15 protein-coding genes are annotated in these 17,050 nt (G+C 68.4%); 12 read left to right on the forward strand and 3 right to left on the reverse strand.

The features are described 5' to 3' along the window. Positions 1 to 53: 53 nt before the first annotated feature. The 5 genes from D0C15_RS03805 (at position 54) to tesB (ending at position 6,324) form a co-directional block, all read left to right on the forward strand. Positions 54 to 1,565: an SLC13 family permease gene (locus D0C15_RS03805; protein ID WP_116040941.1), complete on the forward strand. Its 1,512-nt coding sequence runs from the start codon at positions 54 to 56 to the stop codon at positions 1,563 to 1,565. Positions 1,566 to 1,904: 339 nt separating this feature from the next. After that, positions 1,905 to 3,095 (forward strand): glycoside hydrolase family 18 protein, encoded by a 1,191-nt coding sequence (locus D0C15_RS03810; protein ID WP_425455361.1) that lies wholly within the window; start codon positions 1,905 to 1,907, stop codon positions 3,093 to 3,095. Between the two features lie 115 nt (positions 3,096 to 3,210). Continuing rightward, positions 3,211 to 3,876 carry a DUF2461 domain-containing protein gene (locus D0C15_RS03815; protein ID WP_116040943.1) on the forward strand — a complete coding sequence of 222 codons (666 nt, stop codon included), beginning with the start codon at positions 3,211 to 3,213 and terminating at the stop codon, positions 3,874 to 3,876. A gap of 82 nt (positions 3,877 to 3,958) precedes the next feature. Next, positions 3,959 to 5,383: a pyruvate kinase gene (gene pyk, locus D0C15_RS03820; protein ID WP_116041099.1), complete on the forward strand. Its 1,425-nt coding sequence runs from the start codon at positions 3,959 to 3,961 to the stop codon at positions 5,381 to 5,383. Between the two features lie 32 nt (positions 5,384 to 5,415). After that, the gene (gene tesB / locus D0C15_RS03825; RefSeq protein WP_116040944.1) at positions 5,416 to 6,324 is read left to right on the forward strand and encodes an acyl-CoA thioesterase II; all 909 of its coding nucleotides are present in this window, start codon (positions 5,416 to 5,418) and stop codon (positions 6,322 to 6,324) included. A gap of 24 nt (positions 6,325 to 6,348) precedes the next feature. Here the strand turns inward: tesB and D0C15_RS03830 are convergent, their stop codons facing one another. Continuing rightward, positions 6,349 to 6,699 (reverse strand): hypothetical protein, encoded by a 351-nt coding sequence (locus tag D0C15_RS03830; RefSeq protein ID WP_116040945.1) that lies wholly within the window; start codon positions 6,697 to 6,699, stop codon positions 6,349 to 6,351. Positions 6,700 to 6,888: 189 nt separating this feature from the next. Between D0C15_RS03830 and D0C15_RS03835 the strand changes: the two genes are divergently transcribed. The 4 genes from D0C15_RS03835 to D0C15_RS03850 all read left to right on the forward strand — a co-directional run bounded on the left by D0C15_RS03835 (position 6,889) and on the right by D0C15_RS03850 (position 11,475). Next, the gene (locus D0C15_RS03835) at positions 6,889 to 7,794 is read left to right on the forward strand and encodes a helix-turn-helix domain-containing protein (protein ID WP_116040946.1); all 906 of its coding nucleotides are present in this window, start codon (positions 6,889 to 6,891) and stop codon (positions 7,792 to 7,794) included. Then, on the forward strand, positions 7,775 to 7,978 hold the full coding sequence (locus D0C15_RS03840; RefSeq protein ID WP_245975564.1) for a DUF397 domain-containing protein: 204 nt from the start codon (positions 7,775 to 7,777) through the stop codon (positions 7,976 to 7,978). The genes D0C15_RS03835 and D0C15_RS03840 overlap by 20 nt, the downstream gene beginning before the upstream one ends. A 150-nt stretch (positions 7,979 to 8,128) precedes the next feature. After that, positions 8,129 to 8,368: a hypothetical protein gene (locus D0C15_RS03845; protein WP_116040947.1), complete on the forward strand. Its 240-nt coding sequence runs from the start codon at positions 8,129 to 8,131 to the stop codon at positions 8,366 to 8,368. 74 nt (positions 8,369 to 8,442) lie between these two features. Further along, entirely contained in the window at positions 8,443 to 11,475 is a 3,033-nt protein-coding gene (locus D0C15_RS03850) for a helix-turn-helix transcriptional regulator (protein ID WP_116040948.1), read from the forward strand. Between the two features lie 18 nt (positions 11,476 to 11,493). Here the strand turns inward: D0C15_RS03850 and D0C15_RS03855 are convergent, their stop codons facing one another. Together D0C15_RS03855 and D0C15_RS03860 are read right to left on the reverse strand one after the other, a co-directional pair. After that, a complete protein-coding gene (locus D0C15_RS03855; RefSeq protein WP_116040949.1) occupies positions 11,494 to 13,107 on the reverse strand; it encodes a succinic semialdehyde dehydrogenase in 1,614 nt (537 codons plus the stop codon). Between the two features lie 262 nt (positions 13,108 to 13,369). Continuing rightward, positions 13,370 to 13,915, reverse strand: a complete 546-nt coding sequence (locus D0C15_RS03860; protein ID WP_245975565.1) for a TetR/AcrR family transcriptional regulator — start codon at positions 13,913 to 13,915, stop codon at positions 13,370 to 13,372. Between the two features lie 216 nt (positions 13,916 to 14,131). On the opposite strand from D0C15_RS03860, the gene D0C15_RS03865 reads away from it, so the two are divergent. From D0C15_RS03865 to D0C15_RS34490, 3 genes are all read left to right on the forward strand, one after another. Next, positions 14,132 to 15,283, forward strand: coding sequence for an acyl-CoA dehydrogenase family protein (locus tag D0C15_RS03865; protein ID WP_116040951.1), 1,152 nt, complete (start codon positions 14,132 to 14,134; stop codon positions 15,281 to 15,283). A 37-nt stretch (positions 15,284 to 15,320) separates the two neighbouring features. Continuing rightward, positions 15,321 to 16,463, forward strand: a complete 1,143-nt coding sequence (locus D0C15_RS03870; RefSeq protein WP_116040952.1) for a CaiB/BaiF CoA transferase family protein — start codon at positions 15,321 to 15,323, stop codon at positions 16,461 to 16,463. A 271-nt stretch (positions 16,464 to 16,734) separates the two neighbouring features. Then, entirely contained in the window at positions 16,735 to 16,902 is a 168-nt protein-coding gene (locus D0C15_RS34490) for a hypothetical protein (protein WP_170161320.1), read from the forward strand. Positions 16,903 to 17,050 lie beyond the last annotated feature (148 nt).

A 17,050-nucleotide genomic window follows, 5' to 3' on the forward strand; every position in this document is an offset into this window, starting at 1 on the left:
ACTCCGTGCGAAAGTCACGGTAGATTGCCCGGACCGAGACGCGGAGGTGAGCGATGTCACAGCCGGAAACACAGACGACCGCCGAACCTGGGGCGAGTACGAACACCGTGCGACGCCAGTGGATCGGACTGGCGGCGGGCCCGGTGCTCGCACTGTTGACGTTCCTGCTGCTGCCCGAGTCATTGCAGGCACCGGCCAAGGCGACGGCGGCGGTGGCGGTGCTGATGGCCGTCTGGTGGATGACCGAGGCATTGCCGCTGCCCGCGACCGCGCTGCTGCCGCTGGTGCTGTTTCCCGTGCTCGGCGTCGCGGACATCGACGATGTCGCGAGTCCGTACGCCAACGACGTGATCTTCCTGTTCATGGGCGGGTTCATGCTCGCACTGGCGATGCAGCGGTGGAATCTGCACAAACGGATCGCGCTGCGGACCGTGCTCGCGGTCGGCACGAAGCCGGTCATGCTGATCGCCGGATTCATGATCGCCACCGCCTTCATCAGCATGTGGGTGAGCAACACCGCGACCACTGTGATGATGATGCCGATCGGCCTTTCGGTGCTCGGTCTGACGCTGCAACTGGGTAACGGTGAACGGGACGCCAACTTCGCCACGGCGTTGATGCTGGGCATCGCCTACGCCGCCTCCATCGGATCCCTCGGCACGATCATCGGAACACCGCCGAACACGCTGCTGGTCGGCTACCTCGACGACAATCACGACATCCAGATCGGGTTCGGCCAGTGGATGCTGTTCGGCGTGCCGATCGCTGTCGTGTTCCTCGTGATCACCTGGTTGGTGCTGACCAAATTCGTGTTTCCGCCGAAGATGAAGTCGCTGCCCGGCGGCCGGGAGATGATCCGGGCGCAGCTGGATGAACTGGGCCCGATGAGCCGCGGTGAGTGGAACGCACTCGCGGTGTTCGTCTTCGCGGCTCTGTCGTGGATCTTCATCCCCGTGCTGGCCGACACCGACACGATCGGGGGCGCGTTGCCGTGGTTGTCCCGCATCTCCGACGCGGGAATCGCGATGACAGTGGCCGTCGTACTCTTCCTGCTCCCGGTGGACGCGCGCAGCGGCGTGCGCACCCTCGACTGGGACACGGCGAAGACACTGCCGTGGGGTGTGCTGCTGCTCTTCGGTGGCGGGTTGAGCCTGTCCAGCCAGTTCACCGCGACCGAACTCAGCAACTGGATCGGTGACCAGGTCGGCGCGCTCGGTGCCCTGCCGACCATCCTGCTCGTGGCGGTGGCCGCCGGACTCGTGCTGATCCTGACCGAGCTGACCAGCAACACCGCGACGGCAGCCGCCTTCCTGCCGATTCTCGGTGGCGTAGCGGTGGGTCTCGGCACCGGCCCGATGCTGCTGGTCGTGCCGGCTGCGCTCGCGGCGACCTGCGCGTTCATGCTCCCCGTCGCGACCCCGCCGAACGCGATCGTCTTCGGCTCGGGGCACGTCACGATCGGGCAGATGATGCGTGGCGGCGTCTGGCTCAACGTCATTGGTCTCGTGCTGATCACGCTGGCCGCCTACACCCTCGGAGCCTGGGTGCTCGGCCTGCGGTTCTGAGGCCACTTTCCCGGGAAAGTGACGTACTCGCCTGTGCCCCCATCGCACTTTCCCGGGAAAGTGCGATGGGGGCACCCTACGAAAGTCCCGAGTGCTGGTCTGAACCATTGACCTAGTGGTCTATACCACTTAACTTTTTTGATGTCCCCTTGTTCATCGGTGGGTCATCAGAAGTGAGCTGCCCCAGGGGATGCACGACAACCACGGGCCTGGCGCGGGTCCGCGGTGTCCCCTGCTGACGCGGTGTGGCGCAGCATCGCCCGTCTCCACGGAGCACGCATGTTCGGTTCAGCGAAGCGCAAACTGGTCGCAGCGGGTGGTGTCCTCACCGCTGCCCTGATGGTGGTCTCCCTCTCCGCCCCTGCCTCGGCGGGCAGTGCCGGTCCGGCCGGCGGGTCCGGCGATCTGCCCGAAGCACAGGCGGTCGGGAAGACTCTCGGCTACTTCACCCAGTGGGGCGTCTACGGGCGCAATTACCACGTCAAGAACATCCACACGAGCGGTTCGGCCGCCAAACTGACTCACATCAACTACGCCTTCGGCAACGTGACCAACGGTCGTTGCGCGATCGGTGACGCCTACGCCGACTACGACAAGTTCTACGGTGCCGACGCCAGTGTGGACGGTGTCGCGGACACCTGGGACGCGGGTGCGCTGCGGGGCAACTTCGGTCAGCTCAAACGGCTGAAGAAAATGTATCCCCACATCAAGGTCCTGTTCTCCTTCGGCGGCTGGACCTGGTCCGGCGGTTTCGGGCAGGCCGCCGCGAATCCCGCGGCCTTCGCCGAATCCTGCTATCAACTGGTGAACGACCCGCGCTGGGCCGGTGTTTTCGATGGCATCGACATCGACTGGGAATACCCGAACGCCTGCGGGCTCACCTGCGACACCAGTGGGCCTACGGCGTTCACCAGGTTGATGTCGGCATTGGACAGTCGCTTCGGCTCGCAGCTGGTGACCGCGGCGATCACCGCGGACGCGAGCGCGGGCGGGAAGCTCGACAAGGCCGACTACGGCGGCGCGGCCAAACACGTCGACTGGTACAACGTGATGACCTACGACTTCTTCGGTGCCTGGGCAGCGCAGGGGCCGACGGCCCCGCACTCGCCGCTGACCGCGTACCCGGGAATCCCGCAGCAGGGGTTCAATTCGGACGAAGCCATCCAGAAGCTGAAGAACAAGGGGGTCCCGCCCGGGAAACTGTTGCTGGGCCTGGGTTTCTACGGCCGTGGCTGGAGCGGGGTCACGCAGAGCGAGCCCGGCGGATCGGCGACCGGCTCGGCGCGAGGGACTTACGAGCAGGGCATCGAGGACTACAAGGTGCTCCGATCCCGGTGCCCGGCGACGGGCACGGTGGGCGGCACGGCGTACGCCCACTGTGGCAACGAGTGGTGGAGCTACGACACTCCGGCCACGATCCGCGGCAAGGTCGGCTACGCCCGGCAGCAGGGCCTCGGCGGCACCTTCTTCTGGGAGCTGTCGGGTGACACCGGCAACGGCGAATTGATCACGGCCATTCACAACGGCTGAGAAAGGCCGGACCCGGCCCAGTACGGGTATCGGGGGAACCCACCGAGGCCACCGCGCATCCCGCGAGCGGTGGCCTCGGTGCTGGGTCGGCTCACCGGTGCATAGGCTGGAACCCGTGACGTTCACCGGCTTCGGCGAGTACGCGATCGACTTCTACGACGGGCTGGCCGCGGACAACTCCAAGCCCTACTGGCAGGAGCACCAGCACCTGTACAAGTCCGACGTCCGGGCGCCCATGGAGGCCCTGCTCGCCGAGCTTTCACCCGAGTTCGCCGAGGGGTTCGGCGCGGCCAAGGTGTTCCGGCCGCACCGCGACGTCCGGTTCGCCAAAGACAAGAGCCCCTACAAGACGCACTGCGGTGGGGTGATCGAGCCGGGGCGCGGGGGTGGTGCCTACTACGTCGAGGTGAGCCCGGCCGGACTGCGGGTGGGCGGTGGCTGTTTCCACCTCGCGAGCGACCAGTTGGCGAACTTCCGCCGCGCGGTGGACACCGAGGTGCACGGCAGCGCGCTGGCGGACATCCTCGCCAAGCTGCGTAGAACGGGCTGGACCATCGCGGGCGACACGCTCCGTACCCGGCCGCGTGGGTTCGATGGCGATCACCCGAGAATCGACCTGCTCAAACACCGCTCGCTCTACGTGGTCCGTACCTGGGAGCCGGACGACACGCTGCACGAGCGTGGCTGTCTCGATCGGGTTCGGCGGGCATGGCGAGCCCTGCGTCCGATCAACGAGTGGGCGCGTGACCACGTCGGAGTCAGCGAACAGCCACGTCGCTGAACGTCTGCGTCCGGCAACCGGGGTGTATCGGTTTCGGGATCGGTACAGACGCGAGCGGCTCGAGGGTCTAGGCTGTCTGAACGTGAGCCGACGCGCGAAGATTGTGTGCACCCTTGGCCCGGCGACCGCCACGGCGGAGAAGGTCCGGGCACTTGTCGACGCCGGTATGGACGTCGCCAGGATGAACTTCAGCCATGGCAGTCATGGCGACCACAAGCAGGTCTACGACTTGATCCGGGCTGCCGCCACCGAGACGGGCCGCGCCGTGGGCCTGCTCGCCGACCTGCAGGGACCCAAGATCCGCCTGGGTACGTTCGCCGGAGGCCCGGTGGAGTGGCGTACCGGTGATGTGGTGCGGATCACCGTGGAGGACGTCGCGGGTACCCACGACCGCGTCTCGACCACTTACAAGGGCCTCGCGAAGGACGCGAGGGCCGGCGACCGCCTCCTGGTCGACGACGGCAAGGTCGGCCTCGTGGTCACCGGCGTCGAGGGGTCCGACGTGGTCTGCGAGGTCACCGAGGGCGGGCCGGTCAGCAACAACAAGGGCGTCTCGCTGCCAGGGATGGACATCTCGGTCCCCGCGATGTCCGAGAAGGACATCGAGGACCTGGAGTTCGCGCTCGAGCTCGGGGTGGACTTCATCGCGCTCTCGTTCGTCCGCTCACCCGCCGACATCGATCTCGTGCACCAGGTGATGGACCGGGTCGGCAAGCCGAGGGTTCCGGTCATCGCCAAGCTGGAGAAGCCCGAGGCCGTGCACAACCTCGAGGCGATCGTGCTCGCCTTCGACGGCGTGATGGTCGCCCGGGGCGACCTGGGCGTCGAGTTGCCGCTGGAGCAGGTGCCGCTGGTGCAGAAGCGGGCGATCCAGATCGCACGGGAGAACGCCAAGCCGGTCATCGTCGCGACGCAGATGCTCGACTCGATGATCAACAACTCCCGGCCGACACGCGCGGAGGCCTCGGACGTGGCCAACGCGGTACTCGACGGTACCGACGCGGTCATGCTCTCCGGTGAGACGAGCGTCGGGCGTTATCCGGTGGAGACGGTGGAGACGATGAGCCGGATCATCCGCGCCGTCGAGACCGACTCGCCGGTGGTCCCGCCACTCAGCCATGTCCCGAGGACCAAGCGGGGGGTCATCTCCTACGCCGCACGCGACATCGGGGAACGGCTCAACGCCAAGGCGCTGGTCGCCTTCACCCAGTCCGGCGACACGGTCCGCAGGCTCGCGCGACTGCACACGCGGTTGCCGCTGATGGCCTTCACCCCCGAGGAGAGCGTGCGCAGCCAGCTCTCGATGACCTGGGGCACGACCACGCGCATCGTTGACAAGGTGGACGCCACCGATGCCATGGTCCGGCAGGTGGACCACGCGATGCTGGAGATGGGCAAGTACCAGCCGGGCGACCTCGTGGTGATCGTCGCGGGCTCGCCCCCGGGGACCGTGGGTTCCACCAACCTCATCCGGGTGCACCGGCTCGGCGAAGAGGACCACGCCTGAACAACACGGCCGGGACCGCTTAGGGTGCTCGTATGACTGAGGTGGCGCGTGCTGCCGCGTCCGGACTGGACGACGAGGCAGGATCCGGAGGGCAGCGGGTGCTCGATCGCCTGGTCGCGCTGCTCGATCTGGAGAAGATCGAGGAGAACATCTTTCGCGGGGTGAGCCCGCCGCACTCCCCGGTGCGGGTGTTCGGCGGCCAGGTGGCCGGGCAGGCGCTGGTCGCCGCGGGGCGGACCGTCCCCGAGGAACGCAAGGTGCATTCGCTGCACGCCTACTTCATCCGTGGTGGCGACCCGAGCGTCCCGATCGTGTACGAGGTGGACCGAATCCGGGACGGACGGTCCTTCACCACCCGCAGGGTTGTGGCCATCCAGCACGGAAAGGCCATCTTCTCGCTGTCGGCGTCCTTCCAGAAGAGCGAGGCCGGTCTGGAGCACGCCGAGGAGATGCCCGATGTGCCAGGACCGGAGTCACTGCCGACGCTGGCCGAACGCACGGGGGAGTACGCGGACCGGCTGAGTCTGCGCAGCAGGCCCCGGCCGATCGACATCCGGTACGTCAACGAACCACCGTGGGTGACCAGGGACTCCGGCGAGCGTCCGGCCCGCAACCAGGTGTGGATGCGAGCCGACGGCACTTTGCCCGACCAGCAGTTGCTGCACGTGTGCGTACTCACCTACGCCTCGGACATGACGCTGCTGGACTCCGTGCTGGCGCGCCACGGCGTCTACTGGGACCTGGACACGGTGATCGGCGCGAGCCTGGACCATGCGCTCTGGTTCCACCGGCCGTTCCGTGCGGACGAGTGGTTCCTCTACGACAGTGGCTCCCCGACGGCATCCGGTGGCCGCGGGCTCGCGACCGGCCGGTTTTTCGGTCTGGACGGGACACTGATCGCGACCGTCGTGCAGGAAGGCCTGCTGCGCGTCGTGCCGTAACCAGACGGAGGCAGTTCGCGCTGATCAGCGGGCGTAATGCGGCCGCGGCTTGCGCCTGCGGTGCCTGCGTACGGGGAATTCCAGTGGGTCGGAGTCCGCCAGTTCCGCGCCGAGCCGCAGCTGGACCGTGAGGTAGGCACGGCACGGAGTCGGTGAGCGCCGCCAGAACCGAAGCCGAGATTTCCGGGAGCGGCAGGTGGAACACCGGCCGCGAGGATCGAGGCGATGCTCGGCGAGCACGCCGCGCAGTGCGTCAGCCATGCGGGCGACGTCCGGGTTTCCCCTGGCGCCCGATTCGCCCGTCGCTGACTGGGTGAGTTCGGTGAGTCTGCGGTGCACGGCGGCCTGCAGTGGGCTGACGATGGGATCGCGCACCGCGCCTCCCCTCAGTACTGAGTGACTACGGACAGTGACCAACTGAGCGTACCTCGACGCCCGGTCCGGCGCAGTCCGCTGATCGGGGACATCGCCGGGAAGCCGGGAATGGTGAACCGTTCACCGTGCTGTCGGCAGGCTGGTTATTCTGGCGACCAGAAGGCGCGAACGCGATGGGGAGGAACTCCCGTGACACGAGGTCAGGGTCCGACCGTGCGTCGCCGCAGGCTGGCCGCTGAGTTGCGCAGACTGCGGGAGGCGGCCGAACTCACGATCGACGAGGTCGGCGAGAAGCTCGAATGCTCGGCCTCCAAGATCAGCCGGATCGAGACCGGGCACGTCGGCGTGACCCCGCGCGACGCGCGCGACCTGCTGGAGCTCTACGGCCTTGCGGGCGACGAGCGAGAGGCACTGGTCCACCTCGCCCGCGAGGCACGTAAACGGGGCTGGTGGCACGCGTACAACGAGGTGTTCACCGGCGCCTTCGTCGGACTCGAGGCGGATGCCAGCTCGCTGCGCGCGTTCCAGGCACTGCTGGTTCCCGGGTTGCTGCAGACCGAGCGCTACACCCGCACGGTCATCAGAGCGATGCGACCGGATGCCGAGGAAACCGAGATCCAGCGTCGCGTCGCGGCCAGGAAGGCACGACAGCAGCTGCTCGCCGATGCCGCGCCGCCGGAGTACTGGGCGGTGGTCGACGAGGCGGTGCTGCACCGGATGGTCGGCGGCCCCGATGTGCTGGCGGAGCAGCTCGAACGGTTGCTCGTGCTGGCCGAGCTGCCGCACGTCACGATCCAGGTGGTGCCCTTCTCGGCGGGAGCCCATCCGGGCATGGAAGGACCGTTCCTGATCCTGGGGTTCCCGGAGCAGGCGGATCCGGATGTCGTGTACGTGGACAGCACGTCGGGCGGCTCCTATCTGGAGATGCCGGAGGACGTGCGGCGTTACTCACTCATGTTCGATCATCTACGCGCCGCCGCGCTCAAACCGGACGACACGATCGACCTGATCGCGGACGCCGTCCGGCGGGTATCGGCGATCGGCGGCGAGACAAGGAGCGGGGACAGTGGGGACAGTGGGGAACATCGGTCATAACAGCCGTGGCTGGCGCAGGAGCAGCCACAGCGGCGGCGGGAACGACTGCGTGGAGGTCGCCTTCCACAGTGGGGGAGTCGCGCTGCGCGATTCCAAACATCCGTTCTCGGGGATGCTCGTGACCAGCAGGCCGGGCTGGTCGGCGATGCTGGCCGCGGTTCGGGCGGGAGGACAGCGGGGGTGACCCTTACTCCCTTACCCACCCGCCGGGGTAAGCAGCGGGGTAAGGGGTGCGGCGAGCGCGGACATGGCTTGATCACCCGATGCCGGTGCCGGTCCCTCAGGACGACTGTGAGTTTCAGACGAGAAGAGCTCGCAGGAGAAATGAGAGATCATGAACGACTGGCTGTTGTACGACTACGACGCGTTTCGCGCCGAGACCGCCTATCGGGCCGAGGAGATCCGCAGGACACACCGCATGGCGCGGATCGTGTCCTCGCTCGGCGCCAAGGCAAGTAGAAAGAACAGGAGCGGGCGCCGGAAAACCAGTGCCACCGCAGGTGCCGTCGTCGCGCGACAGCGCGCAGGGGAGCACGAGGAGACTGGTTCCGTCCGGCCGGATCGCGCGGCATGATCGGCACCTGGCAGGCGGCACTGCGTATGCCATCGGCGATATTCGTAGCGAAACTGTCGGTCCGGTAAGCCACAATGCACCTTGTGCCCCGTCTCGGATCCGGAATCCCACTGGTCGCCCGCACCTCCGAAATGAGCAGGTTGCGGGCGGCCTTCTCCCGCGCGCAGGAGCGACAGGCAGGTGCGGTCCTGCTCGCCGGAGACGCCGGAGTCGGCAAGACCCGGCTGCTCGCCGAACTCGGTGAGTACGCGACAGGCAGGGGAGGGCTGGTACTCACGGGGCGCTGTCTCGACGTGCGGGAGGGTGGTCTGCCGTATCTTCCGTTCGCCGAGGCGTTGAACCCGTTGGCCAGGTCATCGGAGCCGGAGGTAGCGGAAGTGCTCGCGGCCAGGCCCGCGCTGGCCAGGCTGCTCCCGCAACTGGCGGTCGGCGTTCCCGCCGGAGCAGTGGCTGGATCCGAGCACCAGCCCGTCGCCGCAGCCGATCAGGAGGCGATGCAGCGCGTTCGTACCGAACAGGACCTCGGCCAGTTACAGCTGTTCGACGCGATGCTCGGGGCCCTTTCCGCACTCGCCGAGCGCAGCCCGGTGGTCCTGTTACTGGAGGACCTGCACTGGGCGGACGGCTCGACGCGCAATCTGCTGTCGTTCCTGATCTCCCGGCTGCGCGGCCAGCGCCTGCTCGTGGTGGCCAGCTACCGGGAAGAGGACGTTCACCGGCGCCATCCCTTGCGCCCCGTGCTCGCCGAACTCGTCAGGATGCCCAGCGTCGAGCGGGTCGACCTGCCGCCGTTCGGGGCCGGGGAGGCCAGGACGTTCGTGGAGGCGCTGGCCGAGGGGGCGATCGACGCGGCGGTCCTCGCCGGCATCGTCGAACGCTCCCAGGGCAATCCGTTCTTCGCCGAGGAACTTCTCGCGTCCTGTTCGGACGGTTCGGAACTACCCGCGGGACTGGCCGAGGTGTTGCTGGACCGGCTGGAGCGGCTCGGCGCGGACACCCGCAGGGCATTGCGCGTGATCGCGGTCGCCAACGGACCTGTGCCGCACCACGTGGTGATGGAGGTCGCCGGGCTCGGCGAGTTGGAGCTCGAGGAGGCGCTGCGGGAGGCCGTGCAGCACCACGTGCTGGTGGTCGAGGGTGGCGCCTACACGTTCCGGCACGCGCTGCTGCAGGAGGCGGTCTACGGCGACCTGCTGCCGGGAGAGCGGTCCCGGATGCACGGCGGTTACGCGGCCCGGCTGGCCGCCGAGCCAGAGGGCCGGGGGCGCGATGCCAGCCTGGCGTTCCACGCGATGGAGAGCAACGACCTCGCGATCGCGCTGGCCGCCTCGGTGCGTGCGGGGCGGGAGGCGGAGAAACTCGGCGCTCCCGGAGCCGCGCTCCGGCACATCGAGCAGGCGCTGCGCATCTGGGACGCGGTACCCGCGGACGACCGGCCTGCGGGGCTCGACGAGGCGAGGTTGCTGCACGAAGCCTCCTACTTCGCCGGGACCTCGGGCGAGCCGGAGCGAGCGATCGCCTATGCGCGCTCCGCCGTGCAGTCGCTGCAGGAGGACCTGCCGGCCGATCGGGCGGCCAAGTCCTGGCGCAGGCTCGCGGAAGCACTGATGGCGCTGGAGTCGACGTTCGACGAGTCCTACGAGGCGATCGGGCGAGCCTGGGAGTTCGCGGCGGACGCCTCGAGTATGACGCGGGCGTGGGTGCTCGCCACGAGGGCACAGATACTACGTGGTCTCGACCGTCCGGAGGAGGCGCTGGCGAGCGCGTCGGCGGCCGTCGAGGAGGCCCGCGACGCGGGCGCGGGGGGCGCGGAGGCATCGGCGCTGGTCACTATCGGCACGCTGGCCGACGCGGCCGGCAACAGCGCCGAGGCCAGGAGCCGGTTGCACGAGGCCGAACGCAAGGCCAGGGCGGCCGGCGCGCTCAACGTCGAGTTGCGGGCGCTGTACTTCCAGGCGATGAGTTACGACGACCAGGCGGAGATCCAGCAGGCCATCGAGCTGTACCGGCGAGGGATCGAGCGGGCGGAGGAGTCCGGGCTGAGCTGGAGCGCCTTCGGCCTCGCCGTCCGGTCCCAGCATCTGTTCCTGCGGTATGTCAGCGGCGACTGGCCGAGTGACGACCCCGCTCAGCAACTCGAGGCGGGCGTCTCCAGTGTGGTCGCGGCGCGGATGTCGGTGATCTGGGCCCATATCGTCGTGGCGAAGGGCCGGTTCGACATCGCGGAGCGGCTACTCAGCAGTGAAGTGGGCGCGCAGCGCCGGGACGACCTGCGGATCCCACTGGCATACGGGGCGGCCACGATCGAACTCGCCAGCTGGAAGGGCGAGTACGCGGATGCGACACGGAAGGCGCGGGAGGTCGTCGGCTGGCTCGAGGAGTTCGAGCGATGGCAGCTCGGCGGGCTGCGCCTTACCGCTCTCGGTATCCGGGCGGCGAGCGCGTGGGCCGCGACCGCCCGGCTGCGCGGCGACGCCGATGCCGAGGCCACCGCCGTCGCCGAGGGCACCGCGCTGATCGAACACGCACGAGGCTGCGTCGAGTACGGGCAGCCCAGATCGGGCAGCCTCGGGCCGGAGGGGCGCGCCTGGTTCGCCAGGGCGGAGGCCGCGGCGAGCGGGCTGACCGGAGGGGGCGAGCCGGCACTGTGGGCAACGGCGGTCGAGGAGTTCGGCTACGGAGCGGTGTACGAACAGGCGGTCTGCCGCTGGTTGCACGCCGAGGCGTTGCTGGGCACCGGTGAGCAGGGCGTGGCCGCTGCCGAGCAACTGGGACTGGCGGCGGAAGTGGCGGAGCGGCTCGGCGCCGTTCCGCTCAGGGAGGCGGTCGGAAGTCTCGCCCGCAGGGCGCGGGTGGAGTTGCCCGGTGCCCCGGTCCGGCGCGATGTGGTGGACCTGCTGACCGACCGTGAACGAGGGGTCCTGGAGTTGGTCGCACAGGGCCGGACGAATCGGCAGGTGGGTGCCGCGCTCTACATCAGCGAGAAGACCGTGAGCGTGCACCTGTCGCGGGTCATGGCGAAGCTGGGCGCGAACCGGCGCGCCGAGGCGGTCGCGATCGCCTACGACCGGGGACTGCTCAACGCGCCGGCCGCGGCCTCCTCCTGAGGCCGCGGCCCAGCGGCCTCAGCGACCGGGAAGGCGGCGCAGCAGTTTCATGCTGCCGGTCATGCTCCTGGTCCACACCGAGGCGGGCATGCCGCGGAACGGCCGGAGTTTGAGCCCACGCTGGATGGCGATGGACTGCGACTCCGTGTACTTGAGCAGCCCCTCGGCGCCGTTGCGCCTGCCGACGCCGGATTCCTTCATCCCGCCCATCGGCACCCCGACACTGCCGAAGGTCGCGGCGTAACCCTCGTTCACGTTCACCGTGCCGGCCTTCAGCCGGGAGGCGACCGCCCAGCCGGTCCGGCCGCTCCGGGACCAGACGCTCGCGTTAAGGCCGTATTCGGTGTCGTTCGCCCGTGCCACGGCGTCGTCGACGTCGTGATAGCCGTAGATCGACACGACCGGCCCGAAGGTCTCCTCGGTGAACAGCCTCGCCGACTCCGGAACATCGGTGAGCACTGTCGGCTCGTGGAACAGCGGGCCGATGTCGGGCCTGGCCCGGCCGCCGCTCAGCACCTTCGCACCGTTCGCGCGGGCATCCTCGACATGCGCACGCACGTTCTCCAGCTGATCGGCCGAGGTGAGCGAACCCATGTCCGCGCTGTAGTCGAGCTTGCCACCCAGGCGCAGCGCGTTCGTGCGCCGCACGAATGCCTCGGTGAACTCCGAGCGGATGCTTTCGTGCACATAGATCCGTTCGACGGACACACACAGCTGCCCGGCAGAGGAGAAGCAGGCGGTCACCGCACCCGCGGCGGCCTTGGCGACATCCGCGTCGGGCAGGACGACCATCGGATTCTTGCCACCGAGTTCGAGGGAGTAGCTGGTGAGCCTGCCCGCGACCTGGCTGGCCAGGCTCTTGCCCGTCGGAGTGGAACCGGTGAAACAGAGGTAGTCCGATTCCTCCACCAGCGCGTTGCCGATCCGGGATCCACGGCCGAGCAGGATCTGCCAGACGCCGGCGGGCAGCCCGGCCTCCTGCGCGAGTTCGTGCAGCCACAACGCGGACAGCGCCGTCTGGTTGTCCGGCTTCTGCACGACGGTGTTGCCGGCCATCAGTGCGGGCAACACGTCCATCGCGGTGAGTGCGAGGGGGTAGTTCCACGGCGAGATGACGCCGACGACACCCTTCGGGTGGTGCACCACGCCCGCCTTCGTGAGCAGCGGGATAAGGCCGGCAGCGCGTTTGGGCGCGAGGAACTTGGCACTGTGCTTGCCGTAGTAGGCCGAGACGAGCGCGGTGGAGCAGACCTCGTCGAAGGCGTCCATCCTGGACTTGCCGGCCTCGATCTGCACGAGGTCGAGCGCTTCGTGCTGACGTTCCAGCACGAGGTCGTGCAGCCGGATCAGGATGCGCTGCCGCTCGGCGGCAGGCCGGGCCGCCCAGGCCCGTTGCGCGGAGCGGGCGTCGTCGAACACGGCCCTCGCGTCCGCGTCGGTCGCCTGGGGGAGTGTGGCGGTGGGCAGACCGGTGAACGGTGAGGTCATGGTCACCGGTGCGGAGTCCTTGCCGCCTGCCGCGCGGGCGACCAGGGCGGCCGCGCGCGACGATCGGGGACCGCCCGCGACGCCGCCGATGGTGCTTGGCGTGTCGCCCGCCTGATCCGCGCTGACCGGGCTCGTGCTGGTCATACCGTCTCCGTTCCCTGCCGATACATGTTACCGATGGGTACACCATACCGCCGGTACGCCCGGTGTGAAGCCCGCCGCGGGATGTCCCCAATGTGGCATTGGGGACGTTCAAGTTCCCCAATGCCGCATTGGGGACATCTTCGGAACGTGACACCGCGCGTCATACCCGTGCTGGGCAGCGCGTCTCTGTGGGTACTGGTGGGGCGGTCCGGGCGAGGGCCGGACCGGCCCGCCGTCGTCGGCACGGGTCTTTCCGCGTCCTTCAGTCGCTCGTGTAGAGCTGTACGGCGATCCGTTTCCACTCCTCGAGCAGCTGCTTGCGCCTGGTCGGATCGCCGCCCAGTTCCGCGTCGAGTGCCAGCCCTCGGGTGAGGTTGACGGTGAGCCAGAACAGCGTCTCGACCTTCTCCCGTGGCACCGGGCCCGCCACCGTGGCGATGTTCTCCAGCACCGAGCGGCCGAGTGCCCGGTCGACGGGACGCATGGCCGCCCGTAGTTCGGGATCGGTGCGCGCCGCCACCCACAGTTCGGTCACGGCGGTGGAGAGGGTGCCGGAGTAGGCCTCCCAGAGCAGGTCGATCGCGGCCGGGATGCGTTCCGTTCCGGCGGGGAGGTCGTCCACCTCGGCGAGTCGCTGTTCCTTGAGCCTGCCCGTGAGGTGTTCCACGGCGGCGGCCATCAGTTCGGCCTTGTCGTTGAAGTGGTGCTGCACGGCGCCCTTGGACACCCCGGCACGTGCGCAGATCTCCAGCATCGACGTTCGCGCGTAGCCGACCTCGACCAGACAGTCGATGGTGGCGTCGAGCAAGGCCGCTCGCGTCTGTGCCCTGCGCTGCGCCTGGGTCCGATGACCCGCGGGCCGGGAGGACGGCGGCCGCTGCTCCGGCCCGGATTCGGACGTGGCGTCGGTCACAGGTCCCTCCTGAGGTTGCTCTTTACCCGCTGCGGGCCCGGGCTGTACATTCCGGTTAGAACTTACATCCCGACTGGAATGTTTTCCAGTGCGCAGACCAGGAGGCTCGCCGTGCCGTTGCAGATTCACCGGAGCTCGTGGAGTGACGACGACCTGGAGGACTTCCGTGATCTCGCGAGGACCTTCTGCCAGAAGGAACTGACGCCCAACCAGGAGCGCTGGATCGAGGCCAAGCAGGTCGACCGGGAGCTGTGGACGAAGTCCGGCGAGGTCGGGCTGCTGGCCATCTCGATCCCCGAGGAGTACGGCGGTGGTGGCGGCACCTTCGCCCACGAAGCCGTGCTCTACGAGGAGCAGGCCCGCGCCGGAGACGGCGCCTGGGGAGTGTCGGTACACAACGGCATCGTCGCGCACTACCTGCTGGCCTACGCGAACGAGGAGAAGAAGCGGGAGTGGCTGCCGAAGTTCGCCAGCGGCGAGTTCGTCGGCGCCGTCGCGATGACCGAACCGGGCACCGGCTCCGATCTGCAGGGCATCAAGACCCGCGCGGTACGTGACGGCGACTCCTACGTCATCAACGGCGCGAAGACGTTCATCACCAACGGGGCACACGCCGACCTCGTCGTGGTCGCGGTGAAGACGGACCCGGACGCCGGGGCGCAGGGTGTCTCGCTGATCGCGGTGGAGACCTCGACCCCGGGCTTCCGGCGCGGCCGCGTGCTCGACAAGGTCGGCCTGAAGGGGCAGGACACCGCCGAGCTGTTCTTCGACGATGTCCGCGTGCCCATGGAGAACCTGCTCGGCGAGCAGGAGGGCCTCGGGTTCATCCAGCTCATGCAGCAGCTGCCGCAGGAGCGGCTGATCATCGCGGTGAGCGCGGTGGCCGGCATGGAGGCCGCCATCGACCAGACTATCGCCTACACGAAGGACCGCACGGCTTTCGGCAGGCCGGTTTTCAACTTCCAGAACACCAAGTTCACCCTCGCCGAGGCCGCGACCGAGGCCGCGGTCGCCAGGGCCTACCTCGACCAGTGCATCGAACGGCACCTGCGGGGCGAACTCGACGTGCAGGGCGCGGCGATGGCGAAACTCTGGACGACCGAACGGGTCAACAAGGTCGTGGACGACTGCCTGCAGCTCTTCGGCGGCTACGGCTACATGACCGAGTACCCGATCGCGCGTGCGTGGGCCGACATTCGCATCTCCCGGATCTTCGGCGGTACCAGCGAGATCATGAAGGAGATCATCTCCAGGACGCTCTGATCCCCGCCTAGCTCGCACAGCACAGGAAGGAACTTCAATGAGTGGTGGCCCGCTGACCGGACTCAAGGTCATCGAGCTGGCCGGGCTGGCACCCGCGCCGTTCGCCTGCACCATGCTCGCCGACCTCGGTGCGGAGGTGATCAGGATCGACCGCGCCACCCCTGGCGAGGACGTGCTCGGCTTCTCCAACGACCCGCTGATGCGTGGGCGCCGCACCATCGGGGTGAACACGAAGACCACGGAGGGGGTCGAACTCGTCCTGCGCCTCGCGGAGAAGGCCGACGTCCTGATCGAGGGCTTCCGGCCCGGCGTTGCCGAGCGGCTCGGGCTCGGTCCGGCCGAGGTGCGGGCCCGCAATCCGCGCCTGGTCTACGGCCGGATGACCGGCTGGGGACAGGACGGGCCGCTGGCGACGGCGGCGGGACACGACATCAACTACATCGGCCTCGCCGGTGCGCTCGAGCCGGTAGGGCGTGCGGGTGAACGGCCGGTACCCCCGTTGAACCTGGTGGGCGATTTCGGTGGCGGCGGGCTGTTCCTCGCGATGGGGGTGCTCGCCGCGCTCTACGAACGCACTTCCTCGGGGCAGGGGCAGGTCGTGGATGCCTCCATGGTGGATGGAGCGGCACTGCTCACCACGCACCTGCACGGCTTGCGCGCGTCCGGTGTCTGGGCGGGGGAGCGTGGGGAGAACATGCTCGACGGCGGTGCGCCGTTCTACGACACCTACGAGACCGCGGACGGCAAGTACGTCGCGGTCGGCGCCATCGAGATGCGGTTCTGGGCCGATCTGGTCCGGGTGCTGGAGCTGGACGCCGAGGAGTTGCCGTTCCATCTGGACAAGAACGAGTGGCCGCGGTTGCGCGAGATCCTGGCCACGGCGATCGGCAAGTACTCGAGGGACGAACTGGTGGCCAAGGCGGAGGGATCCGACGCCTGCCTCACTCCCGTGCTCTCGCCGTGGGAGGCCGCCGAGCACCCGCACAACTCCGCCCGAGGCACCTTCGTGGAGATCGACGGCACCGTCCAGCCCGCGCCGGGTCCGAAGTTCGACCGGACCCCGCCCGGTGTACCTGAGGCGCCGCACGAGAAGGGCGCCGACACCGCCGAGGTGCTCGTGGAACTCGGCCTGGACGAGCAGGAGATCGCGGCGCTGCGGTCGGCGGGTGCGGTGAACTGAGGCCTCGGCCGAGCGTCCGGCCCGCCGCGCCTTGGCGTGTCCCGGCGGGCCGGACGCCCTGCTTCTTCTACAGTGGGATTCGGGCCCCCGAAAGGGGGATCCGATTGAGTAATCGAAAGTAGCCAGGTCCACCCATCGGTGCGATCATGTCCCGAATCCCGCCACCGGCGGGGGATGATGGTCGAGTTCGATGGGAACCACCGGGCTCCGGCAGGGTTCGACTGAGGTCGCGGACCCGGGCGGGGTCGACGACAGCTGAACGGATGGAGCCATGTCGCCGGCAATCAAGAACGTTCTCGTGATCGGCGTCGTCGCCCTGGTCCTATTCCTGCTGATCACCCAGCCCACCCAGTCCGCGGAGGCCGTGCAGACCGCCCTCGGCTGGTTGCGTGATGGCGCGGAAGCCATCGTCACATTCGTGAAGAGCTTGTTCGCCTGATCCCACATCGCGAAACGTCGGCACCACGATCGGGGTGCCGGCAGTTTTGCTGTTCACTTCCCGTATTGACTACTCCTAGTTAGTACTGGCGAGTACATCGAAAAATCGCTCCACCATCCGGGTGGATTGCTTCGGTTAAGGCGCTGGT

The sequence above is a fragment of the Amycolatopsis palatopharyngis genome, from assembly GCF_003385185.1.
GTDB lineage: Bacteria > Actinomycetota > Actinomycetes > Mycobacteriales > Pseudonocardiaceae > Amycolatopsis > Amycolatopsis palatopharyngis.